General features: G+C 68.3%; 8 protein-coding genes. 4 read left to right on the top strand and 4 right to left on the bottom strand.

Annotation, left to right across the window (positions count from 1 at the left end):
• Positions 1 to 4362: DUF4082 domain-containing protein (locus ACEN2M_RS18240; RefSeq protein ID WP_441649561.1), on the bottom strand; the 4362-nt coding region annotated here is incomplete at its 3' end.
• A 287-nt stretch (positions 4363 to 4649) separates the two neighbouring features.
• On the opposite strand from ACEN2M_RS18240, the gene ACEN2M_RS18235 reads away from it, so the two are divergent.
• From ACEN2M_RS18235 to ACEN2M_RS18220, 4 genes are all read left to right on the top strand, one after another.
• A complete protein-coding gene (locus tag ACEN2M_RS18235; RefSeq protein WP_441649560.1) occupies positions 4650 to 6344 on the top strand; it encodes an FAD-dependent oxidoreductase in 1695 nt (564 codons plus the stop codon).
• A gap of 335 nt (positions 6345 to 6679) precedes the next feature.
• Positions 6680 to 8275, top strand: a complete 1596-nt coding sequence (locus ACEN2M_RS18230; RefSeq protein WP_441649559.1) for a sugar transferase — start codon at positions 6680 to 6682, stop codon at positions 8273 to 8275.
• A 64-nt stretch (positions 8276 to 8339) separates the two neighbouring features.
• Positions 8340 to 9527, top strand: coding sequence for a DUF1972 domain-containing protein (locus tag ACEN2M_RS18225; RefSeq protein WP_441649558.1), 1188 nt, complete (start codon positions 8340 to 8342; stop codon positions 9525 to 9527).
• An 18-nt stretch (positions 9528 to 9545) separates the two neighbouring features.
• Complete coding sequence (locus ACEN2M_RS18220) at positions 9546 to 10466, top strand: hypothetical protein (protein ID WP_441649557.1); 921 nt, start codon at positions 9546 to 9548, stop codon at positions 10464 to 10466.
• Positions 10467 to 10489: 23 nt separating this feature from the next.
• On the opposite strand, the gene pip is transcribed toward ACEN2M_RS18220, so the two are convergent.
• From pip to ACEN2M_RS18205, 3 genes are all read right to left on the bottom strand, one after another.
• Positions 10490 to 11446, bottom strand: coding sequence for a prolyl aminopeptidase (pip, locus tag ACEN2M_RS18215; RefSeq protein ID WP_441649556.1), 957 nt, complete (start codon positions 11444 to 11446; stop codon positions 10490 to 10492).
• A gap of 62 nt (positions 11447 to 11508) precedes the next feature.
• Positions 11509 to 12339: an ABC transporter permease subunit gene (locus ACEN2M_RS18210; protein ID WP_441649555.1), complete on the bottom strand. Its 831-nt coding sequence runs from the start codon at positions 12337 to 12339 to the stop codon at positions 11509 to 11511.
• Complete coding sequence (locus ACEN2M_RS18205; RefSeq protein WP_441649554.1) at positions 12336 to 13298, bottom strand: ABC transporter ATP-binding protein; 963 nt, start codon at positions 13296 to 13298, stop codon at positions 12336 to 12338. The genes ACEN2M_RS18210 and ACEN2M_RS18205 overlap by 4 nt, the downstream gene beginning before the upstream one ends.
• Between the last annotated feature and the right edge of the window lie 135 nt (positions 13299 to 13433).

Genomic DNA, 13433 nt, shown 5'->3' with positions numbered 1-13433 from the left:
CGACACCGCACCAGACACCGGGACGTTCGACGCACCCGACGCCGGCGACGTCGACGACACCGACACCGCCGCCGGAGCGGCGGCCGTCGTGAACGACCACGCCCCGCCGGTCAGCAGAGCGCCGCCCAGCGTCACCGCCGCTGAATACGACGTGGATGCGGCCAGGGCCGCGGCCGGAGTGAAGGTCACCACCCGGGTCGTGGCGTTGTACGCGGAGGTTCCCGCCACGGTGCCGGCGGCGCTGGACAGCGCCAGTGTCGGAGTTCCCGACGCCGGAGCAGCCGACAGGGTCGCCGACACCGCACCCGACACCGAGACGTTGGTCGCAGCCGACGCCGGCGACGTCGAGGACACCGTGACCGCCGCTGGAGGGGTGGTCGTGGAGGTGGAGAAGACCACATCCACGAAGTAGCTTGCTGCCTGCCAGGTGCTGGTCGGGAAACCGCCGCCGGCGGCGTAGAGATACCGGCCGTTCGAGGTCGTACCGGCGGTCAGCGGGCCGGCCGTTCGTGTCGTGGAGTGGTAGTTGGGCGTCGTGGAGTAGTGGCCGGCCGGGGCGAAGTAGGACACCACATAGGTCTGGCCCACGGTCAACGCCACCGGTGTGGCGAGCTGCGCAGTCTGCCAGCCCGATGCCGACTCGTTGGCGAACGTCACCGTCGCCAGGCGTTGGCCGGTGGACGACCACAGCGATCCGGTGTGGGTTCCGGTGTTCAGGGTGCCCTTGTAGAACTTGATCGCCGTCACCGAACCGGCCGCCGAGGAACTGAATGACATGCCCAGTTCCACCGGGGACGTCTCCGGGTCGGACACCACTGACGGGGTCACCCCGTCCAGCAGGCTGAACGTGGTGCCCGTGCCGGCCGCAGCGGCCGTGGTGAATGACCAGGAGCCGCCGGACACCGCAGCCCCCGCCAGCGTCACCGCGGCCGAATACGACGTCGACGCCGCCAACGCAGCGTCCGGGGTGAACGTCACCACCCTCGTGCTCGCGTTATAGGCCGACGTACCGGCAACCGCCACACCGGCCCTGGACAAGGCCAGCGTCGGCGTCCCCGACGCCGGAGCAGCCGACAACGTCGCCGACACCGACCCGGTCGCTGTGACGCCGGTCGCACCGGCGGCCGGTGTTGTCGAGGACACCGTGACGGCCGCAGCACCGGCGCCCGTGTACACCACGTCAACCAGGTAGTCATTGGAGGTTTCGTTGGTGGGGAAGCCGTCAGCGTAGCTGAAGGTACCCGCGTTGACGCCCGCGCTGAGCGGGCCTCGCGTGTATGCGGCGGAGTATCCGCCCGGGGTGGCTGAATACTGGCCGACGGTGGTGCGATAGCCCGCGACGTACTCCGTGGCCGCCTGGATGCTGACCGGTGCCGCGAAGACCAGGGTCTGCCAGCCGGAGCTGCTCTCGTTGGTGAACGTTCCGGTGGCGAGGACTGTTCCGTCGGCTGTCCACAGTGTGCCGGTGTGGCTGCCCGTGTTGGCCGGACCCTTGTAGAACTTGATCCCGGTGATCTGTCCGGCGGTCTGGGCGGAGAAGCGCACGCCCAGGGTCACCGCCTGGTTGTCTGCGACCGTCACGATGCCGGGTGTCGTGCTGTCCTCGTACAGGCTGCAGGGGCATCCGCTGCCTGAGGCGGCTTGCACCGTGGTGAACGACCACGTACCGCCCGAGTTGAGCGCGGCACCTGCGGTGTCCCTGGCAGCCAGAGTCACGGTGTAGGTGGTGGCCGCGGCGAGCGCACTGGTCGGCGTGAAGGTCGCGACGCGGGTGGCGGCCGTGTAGCTCGTGCTGCCTGCGACCGCGGTGCCCTGGGCGTTCCGCACAGTGAAGGCGACGGACGATGCGACGACATCGCCGGTGATGGTGGCACTGACGGCGGTGGTGAGGGCGACACTGGACGAACCAGGTCCAGGAGACTGGTTCGTGGCCGTGGGGGCGGTGTTGCCCGATCGGCTGAACACGGCGTCGACGTAGTAGTTGCTCTGCCCGTAGACGTCGGTCGGGAAGTCGCCGTTGGTGTTGTACACGCTTGCCGGTTGAGCGCCGAAGCCGCCCGCCACGGCGAGGGGCGCACGGGTGATGCCCCGGTACGCCCAGGGGTCGTCGTCCGCCGAATACCGGCCCCCCGGCGCCCAATACGAGGCGACGTAGGTCGTTCCTGCTGTGACGGTGACCGGGGTGCCGAAGGTGGCGGTTTGCCATCCGGACGCCGTCTCATTCGTGAAGGTCGCGGTGGCCAGGCGGGTTCCCGTGGAACTCCACAGCGACCCCGTGTGGGTACCGGTGTTGGCGGCGCTCTTGTAGAAGCGGATGCCGTCGATAGTTCCGTTCTCCGTCGGTGTCACGCGCAGGCCCAACTCGACAGCGCTGGGGTCCTGCGAGTCCGGCCTGGCCGGAGTCTGCGCGCCGAAGACAGTGTGCGGACCGGTGACGGTCAGGGCGAGAGTGGTTGGCGTCGTCGGATAGTTCGCGCTGTCGTCGATCGCCCGGATTCGGATGCCCTGGTTGGCGACGCCGTGCTGAACGTAGGTGTACGACCAGGTCGAGGTTCCGGTCGCCGCACTCCAGGTCGTTCCGCCGTCGGTGGAGACCTCGACGCCGGCAACGACCCCGCCGGTGTCGGCCGCCGTTCCCCTGATCGTGGTGCTGGCACCGTTGGGCACTGAGGTCCCTGCTGCGGGGGACGTGACGGTCACGGTGGGTGCGGTGCTGTCCGAGCTCGCTGTCGTGGCCACCAGGTTGGCCGCCAAGGTGGCCGGGGTCGCCCCCATATCGGCCAGCAGATTCACCTGAGCCTGTTGCATCCGCACGTCTGCCGGCGCACCTGGACCATCGTGTTCCTGATCCAGCCCCCAGGTCCACTGCACGCTGCCGGCCGAGAAGACAAGAGCCCCGCTCGGCGCCTTGTAGAGGGTGACGTTGTGCGTCGTGGTGCCCTGCCGAACGGTGTTGCCGAAGTCGGTGAGGTATTCCGGCACCGATCCCGTGGTTGTCGACAACCTGATGAGACCGGCCGGTCGAAAGCCATTGTCGATGTCTTCGTTCGATTCGTAGCCGACGGTGTGGGGGGCCAAGGCGACGGAGGTTCCCGCCGCGAGGCTGGCCAGACCCGTATTCCGCCACAATCGTGTCTTGCCCTCTGCGGCCGAGACCGTGACGGGCAGGTCGGAGAAGTTGGACTGGTATTGCGTGCCGGTCAGCCCGTTTTCGGGCCGGCCACCGCCATTGGCCGACGACGCAAACCGGGGGTCACGCCAGGTGCCGGTCCACTCGGCGGCGGGATCGATCTTGCTGTTGCTCCAGGTCTCCTTGTAGGAGACCAGGGTGCGGTACGCCGTTGCGCTGCTGTCCGCAGAGGGCTCGTAGCGGGTACGCCAGTACACCTCGTTGCCGGACAGGAACTGCAGGTTGACACCGGCGTCGCGGGCAGTCTCCACGTTCTTCCGCTGGGCGCCTGACCAATACTCGTCGTGGCCGACGGAGAGGAAGACCTCGTGGTTCGTCAGGCTGGCGCCGAAACGATCGGTGTCGACCCCGCTGAAATAGGAAACGTCGTAGCCGTTCTTCTCGAGGAACCTGACTGCCGGGTACTCGTTGCTGAAGTAGAAGTCGCGGCCATCGATCCCGCCTCGGGTCGCGACCGGTCGGTTGTAGCTCACCTTGAAGGCACGGCCGTTGTCGGCGCCCTGGTAGAAGTCGGAGCCACCGTAGGTGTTGTAGGCCTGCCAGGTGGGGTCGGAGGTCTGGAAGAGGACGTCGGACTGGCTGGCCTGGTCTCTGACGACGAAGGTGATGTGGCTCTGGCCTCCGGTGTCTGTGCGGGTGAGCAGCGCGATGTACACCCCGGACACCGCGTCAGCGGGCACCGGCCAGGATGCCGACAGCGCCCAGTTGCCGCAGTCGTAGAATTCGGTGGACGCCTGGGTGATGCACTGGGGCTGGCTCTGCGGCAGGCTCACCGACAGCGGAACATCGGCGATTTTGCGGGCTCCATTGCCCTGGTACCAGCCGGTGCGGTAGATCGCGATCGTGTAGGCCCTGGCATTTGTGTCGACCTTGAACCCGACGGTGCCGCCGACGTTGGTGCTGATGTCGGTGGAGAACCCCTGGATGCTCGGGTCGCCGGCCCCGCTGATGTCCCAGACCGACGGGGCGGTGCCCGGCAGGGCGTTCTCGCAGACGATGGGGTTGGCGGCGGTTCCGCAGCCGGCGGCGTTGGCCGGCACGGCGCCGAGAGGGATGAGCAGCCCGCTCACGAGAACGATGGCCGTTGCCAGAGCCTTGGCGGCCAGGGTGCCGAACGTCGCCGACAGAGGTGCGGCGAGCGGTCGATCGACGGCGGGCAAACGTTCAGACACGGTGCTCCTCTGCTTACCTGCGAAAGAACTGTCGGGGACGGCTGGCTCAACATCGCAGCTGAGCTTGGCTCACACCGCACAGAGTGCCACGAGGGCGGTAGGGCCGCTTGCCCCCGAAAGGGGGTGCGGAAAACCACCGCACCGGGGGTGCGCGCCGCCCCGTTCGGTGCAACGATTTGCCCCGCCTGCGAGTTTCACTCACCGGCTCATGCCCGGGTTTGGGCCATTTAGCCACGGCTGTCCCCCGTCTGCGGGCCCCGCCCCGACCGTCCTGAAGGCTGACATCGATGACGATCACGACCGAACCGCCCGTTTCTACTGAGATCTTCGACTGCTGCGTCATCGGCGCGGGACCGGTGGGGCTCGCGCTGGCCCTCGAGGCGGCCAATGCCGGGCTCCGGGTGCTCGTACTGGATGCCGGGACCGAAGCCGGCAGGGAAAACGCGGCGACGCGGGCGACCCGGCCGCCGGTTCGCGTGCTCGATCCCACCACGCACGCACCCATCGATCAGGCGACGCGACGCGGTATCGGCGGGTCGTCCTGGCTCTGGGGCGGCCGCTGCGTGCAGTTCGAAGGGATCGACTTCGAATCACGTGACTACGTCGACGGCAGCGGCTGGCCGCTCGGGCAGGCCGATGTGTTGCCGTGGGAAGCAGCAGCAGCCACCTACCTGGATTGCGGTGTGCCGACCTTCCGCAGCAGCGCCCCGGATTGGGCGGGCCTGGGCGAGGTCAGCATGTCCCAACTGGAACGTTGGGCGCGCCAACCCAAGCTGGCCGCCCGGCTCGGCGCCAGGGTCACGGCGCACCCGGGCATCTCCGTGCTGTGCGGTGCGACGGTCACCGACATCGCCGTCAACCCGGCCGGCACCGGTGTCACCCACCTTCAGGTCATCCACAACGACCGTTCCGTCATGGTGCGGGCAACGAGTTATGTGCTGGCCTGCGGAGGATTGGAAACCACCCGCCTCCTCCTGACCGTGCAGCGCAGATTCCCGGACCACTTCGGTGGTGCCGACGGGCCGTTGGGCCGGTACTACATGGGCCATCTCACGGGAAGCATCGCGAACATCCAACTCAGCGACCCCGCCGACATCCGCGACCTCGACTTTCGTCTCGACAGCCACGACGCCTATGTGCGGCGGCGCTTCACCTTCTCCGAGCGCACCCAACGCGAGCAGCGCCTGTTGAACACCAGTTTCTACGCGGACAATCCACCGTTCTACGCCGAGGGGCACCACAATTCCACTCTCTCCCTCGTTTTCCTAGCCCTCTCCGTGGCACCCATCGGCCGGCGAATCCTGGCCGAGGGAATTCGCCTGCGTCACATCGGGCCGCGACCCCGGCGGTACGCCCCGCACCTGCTGAACATCGCGAAACGGCCGCTCCGTGCCGTTGCCGATGCGACCACCATCCTCCTCAAGCGTTATCTCTCACCCGTCCGGAAACCGGGCTTCCTGCTGCGGAATGCCGCGGGCACCTATGCCCTGCACTTCCATGCCGAACAGATTCCCAATCCGGACTCCAGGGTGCGCCTGAACGCGACGACCGGGGCGTACGGCCAGCCGGGCCTGGACATCGACTACAGGTACACGGCGCAGGACCTCGACTCCGTGCTCGCGTCGCACTGGCTCCTGGACGAGCAGCTGCGGGCTTCGGGTCGCGGCCGGCTGATCTACCTCGACGCCGAGGAGCAGAGATCGTCGGCGGTTCTCGCGCAGGCCACGGATGGTTTCCACCACATCGGCACCACCCGCATGAGCGCGGAACCCGGCGATGGAGTCGTCGACCGCGATTGCAGGGTGCATGGCATGACCGACCTGTTCATCGCCTCCAGCAGCGTCTTTCGAACGGCCGGCGAGGCCAACCCGACTTTTCTGGCGGTCTGCCTGGCGGTGCGGCTGGCTCGGCACCTGTCCGACGAACGCACCGGGCACGATGCCGACGTGGATCCTGCCCGCCGCCCGATCGATGCACTGTAGCCGCCGCGAACTGGCCCCCGTTCAGGTCACAGCGCCGAAATTGAGTTGCAGGGTATGGTCACCTCGTGAGCCACTGAGGAAATGTCAGAGAACCCGGCTATGCCTCATTCCCCGCTCACGTCGTTCCGCCACACCTGCGTCCTCTGGCGCACCGCCCCACCAGCACACGTTCTTCTCCCGTACGAACCTGTAAACCCGAACTGCAGGGGACCTTCCGTGAATACGTCTGTGACGTGTCGGCCCATCCGTCGACCCCGAAAAATGCCAGCGCCCACCCGGGCACGAGCCTTGAGCTGCCGGCCTGCCCGATTCCCCATCGCGACCATCGGCCGCCGGTGAGTGCGCCGACGCCGCACCCCGGCTTGTCCGGAGGGCTTCCGGACTCCTACCGGGCCCCGCTGCGCCTGGTCGCACCCGCAGTGGTTCCCGCCCAGGCCACGCCTCCGGCACCGGCGATCGCCGGCGGCCTGTCCGGGGCAGCGTGGGCGCGGAAGTACCGCACCAAGCTCACACTCACCGATGCCTCGGTGATCGTCGTCGCCGTCGGTGTCGCCTTCCTGGCCCGTTTCGCCCTGGCGAACCCCATCGCGCTCACGAACCCGAGCGCCATCACCAACCCGACCGGCAGCACCTCCCCGATCCCGCTGTCCACCTGGGCGATCATCGTCCTCGTGATCGGCACCTGGATCGTGACCCTGTCCACGTTTCGAACGCGGGATCCCCGAGTCGTCGCGGTGGGCGCCACCGAGTACAAACTCGTCATCAACGCGAGCGCGTTGGCCTTCGGCATGCTCGCCATCGCATTCCTGCTGCTGCAGGTGGACACCGCCCGCGCCTACTTCGTCTTCGCCCTGCCACTGGGAATCGGCGCCCTGGTCCTGGAGCGGTGGCTCTGGCGCAAATGGCTGATCAGGCAGCGGAAGTTCGGCCACTACCTGGCCAGGGCAATCGTCGTGGGCGGCCGCGAAGACATCGAGTACGTGGTGCAGCAGATCGATGCCAAGTCCGGTGCCGCGTACCACGTGGTGGGCGCAGCCCTGGAGGGTGAGAACGTGACCAGCGTGACCTCTGCTGGCCACCGGGTGCCTGTCGTGTCCGACTTCGCTCACGTGGCCGGGGCCGCCCAATCGCTGGGTGTCGACGCCGTCATCGTGGCCGGGCACCCGAGCCTGGGCAGCACCTTCATTCGCAATCTGGGCTGGGATCTGGAGCGAACGACGGCGGAGCTGGTGCTCTCGAGTCGGTTGACCGACGTCGCAGGCCCCCGCATCCATTTCCGGCCTGTCGAGGGCCTTCCGCTCATCCACGTGGAGATTCCCCAGTACGACGGTGCCAAGCATGTGCTCAAGCGGGCCCTCGACATCACGCTCGGGGCTCTCGCCCTGCTCCTGATCAGTCCGGTGCTGGTCGTGATCGGCGTGCTCGTCAAACTCGACAGCCCAGGCCCCGTATTGTTCAGGCAGGAGCGAGTCGGACGCAACGGCCGGACCTTCCACATGCTCAAGATCCGATCGATGGTGCGCACCGCAGAGGACGACCTGGCCGGCCTTCTAGATCAAAACGAAGGGGCCGGGGTGCTCTTCAAAATTCGCAGCGATCCGCGCATCACCCGCATCGGCCGGGTGCTGCGCAAGTACTCCCTCGACGAACTCCCCCAACTGTGGAACATCGTGCACGGCGAGATGAGCCTCGTCGGTCCCCGCCCGCCGCTGCCCTCTGAGGTGGAGAACTACGAGTCGCACATGCACCGCAGGCTGTACATCAAGCCCGGTCTCACCGGCATGTGGCAGGTGAACGGTCGCTCGAATCTGAGCTGGGAAGAGAGCGTGCGCCTCGACCTCTACTACGTGGAGAACTGGTCGCTGGCCGGCGACCTGATGATCATCTGGCGCACGGTGAAAATCGTGGTGAGGCCGTTGGGGGCCTATTGAGATGGCATCGTCGACCAGTGCCGATCCGTCCGGACGGTACGGTGCGCCGGCGCTCCGGATCGTCATGATCGGCACGCGCGGCGTGCCGGCGACTTTCGGCGGATTCGAGACTGCAGTGGAGGAAGTCGGCCGCCGCCTGGTTGATCGTGGGCACGCCGTGACGGTGTACTGCCGCGCCCGCCATGCGGCCGCCGGTCACGCCCGGCCGGCCGCGAACTACCTGGGCATGCGGCTCGTATACCTGCCGGCGCTGCGACTGGGTGCCCTCGAGCCGCTCAGCCACACGGCGTTATCGGTGGCCCACGCCACCACCGGAGCACGTCCGGACGCCGCCTTCGTCTTCAGCCCGGCCAATGCCCCCTTCGTGCCGGTCCTGCGCCAACGGGGCATCCCGACCTCCGTGCACGTCGACGGGCTGGAGTGGAAGCGGGAGAGATGGGTCGGGGCGGCACGTCGGTACTACCGCTGGGCCGAGGAGCGGTCGGTGCGTTCCGCCGATGCCCTCATCGCCGACTCTCAGGGCGTGGTCGATTACTACCTGTCGGAGTTCTCCATCCCCACCGAGCTGATCAGCTATGGCACCCGCCTCCTGCACGACCCTCCGGCGACCCGTCTGGCCGAGCTGGGGCTGACGCCGCATGGATACCACCTGGCCGTCGCCAGTTTCGTTCCGGAGAATCACGTCGACGTGATCCTCGACGGCTACCGGCGCAGCAGTGCCGCACTGCCGCTGGTGGTGGTCGGCTCGGCGCCTTCCTCGGGGGCGCATGCGCGGAGGATCACCGCCATGGCCGAGGACCCGCGGGTGCGATTGCTCGGCGCCCTGGCGGACCAGGACCAGTTGGACCAGCTCTACGCGCACTCGGTCAGCTACCTGCACGGCCACTCGGTCGGAGGAACGAACCCGTCTCTCCTGCGCGCGATGGGGGCCAGGACCGCAGCGATCGCCTGGGACGTGCGCTTCAACCGGGACGTGCTCGGGGTGTACGGCGCGTACTTCCGGGATGCGGCGACTCTCGCTGTGCTCATCGAGGACGCCGAACTGAACCCCCACCACACCCAGGAGGTGAGCGAGGCGCTGCAGCGCCGCGCCGCCGCGCTGTACAACTGGGGCCATGTCACGGACGGCTACGAGGACCTGGCCCAGCGGCTCGTCTCCGGGTACAGCACCCGGGGCATGAGCCCCGGACGGACCGCACACTCCACGGTGAACGACACCGCCGGTTCGCGCCCGGCCCGGGGCACGCTGTGAGAGAAGACCAGCGCCGGGGTGAGAATGCCGCTGCCCGCTGATCTGGGGATCGTCGTCGTCAACCACGGCCATCCCGACCAGCTGGAACGAAACCTGGTGGGCATCGGGCGGCAGGCGCGCTGTGGCCGGGTCGTCGTCGTCGACAACTTCACCGGGATCGAGCACCGGGCAGCGACGACGACGCTGTGCACCCGGGAAGGCTGGCTGCTGATCGCGCCCGGCCTCGACCTCGGTTTCGCCGCCGCGGTCAATGCCGGCGCCCGTCTGCTCCGGTCGCGCGGCTGCCAGCGCCTGTTGATCCTCAGCCCGGAGGTGAGCATCGATCTGCCGGGAGTGCTGTCCCTCGCCACGGGATGCGCAGCCGACCCCCAACGGATCATCGGCCCCCGCATCACCGACCCGGACGGCTCCGCCCGGTTCGGCGGCGGCATGGTGGACTCCCGGCACGGGCGGGCGCTGCGAACCGCCGACAGGAACGGCTCCAGTCTGCTCAGCGGGGTCAGCTGGGCCTGCCTGATGATCCACGTCTCCCTGTGGGACTGGCTGGAGGGGGCCGATGAGGGCTACTTCCGCCATTGGGAGGATGTCGATCTGTCCTGGCGTTGTCTGGCGGCCGGCGGCGGACTGGACGTGCGCGACGACATCACCGCCGTCCGCAGCGCGCGTTCCCTGTCTGGCGGCCTCGTGGTGACGACGCTGGACATCTACTCGGTCTGCCGGAATCGGCTGGCCTTCGCCGCGCGGCATCTCAGCCGACGGCACCTCTCGCGCTGGCTCCTGTTCAGCCCGGCGTACGCCCTGCGCATGGTGATTCGCGGGGTGCACGCGGACCGCCCGGGCAACGTGGGCGCCCTCCTGGTCGCAGCGATGCGGGGTACCGCCGCCGGTGCGGTACTGGCCTTGCGCGCGTTCGCCCCGACCCCGGGCCCGGCCAGGTGAGCGGGCTCACCTGGTCGACGTCGTCACCGGGCGAAGCGGTCGGTTGCATCGAGCAACGCGGCGCGGATGCCGGGTTCCTCGAACGAATGGCCGGCATCCGGAATCATCTGGAAGTCGGCCTCCGGCCAGGCCTGGTGCAGCGCCCACGCCGTGAACGCCGGCGTGCACATGTCGTACCGGCCCTGCACGATGACGCCGGGGATGTCCTTGAGCACGTGGGCGTCGCGGATCAGCTGCTCAGGCTCGAACCAGCCCTTGTTCATGAAGTAGTGGTTCTCGATGCGGGCGAACGCCACCGCGAACGCCGGCTCGGTGAACCGTTCGATCGTGGCGGGCTGCTGCAACAGGGTGATGGTTGACGACTCCCAGGTGGACCACGCTACCCCGGCGCGTTCACGCACCGACTGGTCGGGGTCGTGCAGCAGCCTGCTGTACGCCTCGATGAGTCGGCCGCGTTCGCTGACGGGCACCGGGGCGATGAAGCCCTCCCACAGGTCGGGGTAGATCGCCGCGGCGCCACCCTCGTAGAACCAGTCCAGTTCGATCGGGCGCAGGGTGAAAATGCCGCGCAGGACGAGTTCGGTGACCTTCTCCGGGTGCTTCTCGGCGTAGGCCAGGCCCAGGGAGCTGCCCCAGGACCCACCGCAGACCAACCACTTGTCGATACCGAGGTGTTCGCGCAGACGCTCGATGTCGGCGACCAGGTGCCAGGTGGTGTTCGCCGACAGGTCGGCATCCGGTGCGCTCGCGTGCGGGGTGCTCTGGCCGCAGCCGCGCTGGTCGAAGAGCACGATGCGGTACTTCTCGGGGTCGAACACGCGCCGCTGGGTGGCGCTGGACGCACCACCAGGCCCACCGTGCAGGTACACGGCGGGCTTGCCCTCCGGGTTGCCGGAGACCTCGTAGTAGAGGCTGTGGCCGTCACCGACGTCGAGCATGCCGGTGTCGTACGGTTCGATCTCGGGGTAGAACTCTCTCATGCCTCGAGCCTACGGCCCGGCCTGCCCGGCGGGCCGATAGGCTCGCCATCGCACCGCTCGGGCTATGCGTCGCGACGCTTGAGGAGCACCGCGGCGCCGGCAAGCGACACCGCCACCCAGCCCAGCACGATGAGGATGTTCTGCCAGACCTCGAACCCCTCCGAGCCGAGATCGAGACCGAAGATCGCCAGCCCCGCGTTGGAGAGCAGGTACGGCAGCAGGTCGGCGACCCACTCGGCCGGGATCATGCTCAAAACGATCGGAAGCAGCAGCACGATCCCGAGGGCCGCGGCGATGCCGCCGGCGCTGCTGCGCAGGATGGCGCCAACGCCGAGCGCGAAGACCGCCACCAGGGCCAGGTAGAGCGCACCGCCGAGCAGCGGCAGCAGGAGGTCGGGGTCGGTGAGGCCGGCGCTGATGCCCTTGCCGGCCAGGATCGGCAAGGCGACGAGGTAGGACCCGACGGTGCTGACCAGCCCGACGATGAAGGTGCAGACGAAGATGACCAACGCCTTCGCAGCGAGCATGGGCAGCCGCTTGGGGGTGGCGGTGATGCTCGACCGGATCATGCCGGTGCTGTATTCGCCGCTGATCGCGAGCACGCCGAGCACGGCGACGACGAGTTGCCCGAAGAACACGCCGAAGGTGGAGGCCTGGGCGAGCCAGGTCGCCTGCTCGCCGGCGGGGATGTCCCTGCCCCCGAGGTCGAGTGATGCCGACATCAGCGCGGCCATGCCCAGGGAGATCACGATCACTGTGGCGTACGACCAGATGGTGGACCGCACGGAGCGCAGCTTGATCCACTCGGAGCGGAGCACCCCGGCGAAGCTCAGGCCGGAGCCGGACGGCGAGAAGGCGCGAACCGGAACTGGTGCCGGGGCAATCGTGGTCATCGGACACTCTCCTGCAGGTCGGCCGCGATGTGCTCGGCGGCGGGGTCGTCGTGGGTGCCGCCGGTGCGGTATTCGACGTCGTTCTGGGTGAGGGCCATGTAGGCCTCTTCGAGCGAGGCGCTGATCGGCGTCAGCTCATGCAGGGCGATGCCGGCCCTGGCGGCCTGGTTGCCGATCTCGGCGGCGGAGACGCCGACGATCTCGAGCAGGTCGGCATCCGTTCTGGTCACCGAGATGTCGGCGCTCTGGAACAGCGCGGCGAGTTCGGGGGCGTACGGGGTGCGCACCCGCACGGCCTGGCGGGTGGCGGCACCGATGAGCTCGGCAACAGGGGCATCCGCGATGACCCGGCCGCGGCCGAGCACGATGAGATGGTCGGCGGTGACGGCCATTTCGCTCATCAGGTGCGAGGAGAGCATGATCGTGCGGCCCTCCGAAGCGAGGTGGCGCACGAGCTGGCGCACCCACTGCACACCCTCGGGGTCGAGCCCGTTGACGGGTTCGTCGAGGATCAGGGTGGCCGGGTCGCCGAGCAGGGCCGCGGCGATCCCGAGCCGCTGGCCCATGCCGAGCGAGAACCCGCCGACGCGCTTGCGGGCCACGGACTCGAGCCCGGTGAGTTCGATGACCTCCTTGACCCGGCTGGCGGGGATGGAGTGGGTGGCGGCCATGGCGAGCAGGTGGTTGTAGGCGCTTCGACCCGTGTGGATGGCCTTGGCGTCCAGGAGCACACCCACCTCGCGCAGCGGCGCCTTGTGCTCGCGGTACTGCTTGCCGTTGACGGTGACCGAGCCGTGGCTGGGGCGATCCAGTCCCACGATCATGCGCATGGTGGTGGATTTGCCGGCGCCGTTCGGGCCGAGGAATCCCGTCACCCGGCCGGGCTGCACGGTGAAGTCGACCGCATCGACCGCGGTCTTGCTCCCGTAGCGCTTGGTCAGGGACTGTGCCTGGATCATCCGGTTCCTCTTCCCGTCGATGGTGGGACCGGGACGCACGACGCGTCGACCCCACACACGAGAATATGGCGGCGCTCGGGGCGCCCGCATCCGTCGAGCGGATGGTTACCGGCCGCTCGGTCTCATCCTTCTGCC

The sequence above is a fragment of the Cryobacterium sp. W22_MBD10_FK3 genome, from assembly GCF_052113745.1.
Classification (GTDB): Bacteria; Actinomycetota; Actinomycetes; order Actinomycetales; family Microbacteriaceae; genus Cryobacterium.
This window is presented reverse-complemented; position numbering and strand designations above follow the sequence as displayed.

Bases quoted from the DNA above. Each gene is read 5' to 3' on its own strand.
- ACEN2M_RS18205 (WP_441649554.1), bottom strand. From the start codon at position 13,298: ATGATCCAGGCACAGTCCCTGACCAAGCGCTACGGGAGCAAGACCGCG.
- ACEN2M_RS18225 (WP_441649558.1), top strand. From the start codon at position 8,340: ATGATCGGCACGCGCGGCGTGCCGGCGACTTTCGGCGGATTCGAGACT.
- ACEN2M_RS18235 (WP_441649560.1), top strand. From the start codon at position 4,650: ATGACGATCACGACCGAACCGCCCGTTTCTACTGAGATCTTCGACTGC.
- ACEN2M_RS18210 (WP_441649555.1), bottom strand. From the start codon at position 12,339: ATGACCACGATTGCCCCGGCACCAGTTCCGGTTCGCGCCTTCTCGCCG.
- pip (WP_441649556.1), bottom strand. From the start codon at position 11,446: ATGAGAGAGTTCTACCCCGAGATCGAACCGTACGACACCGGCATGCTC.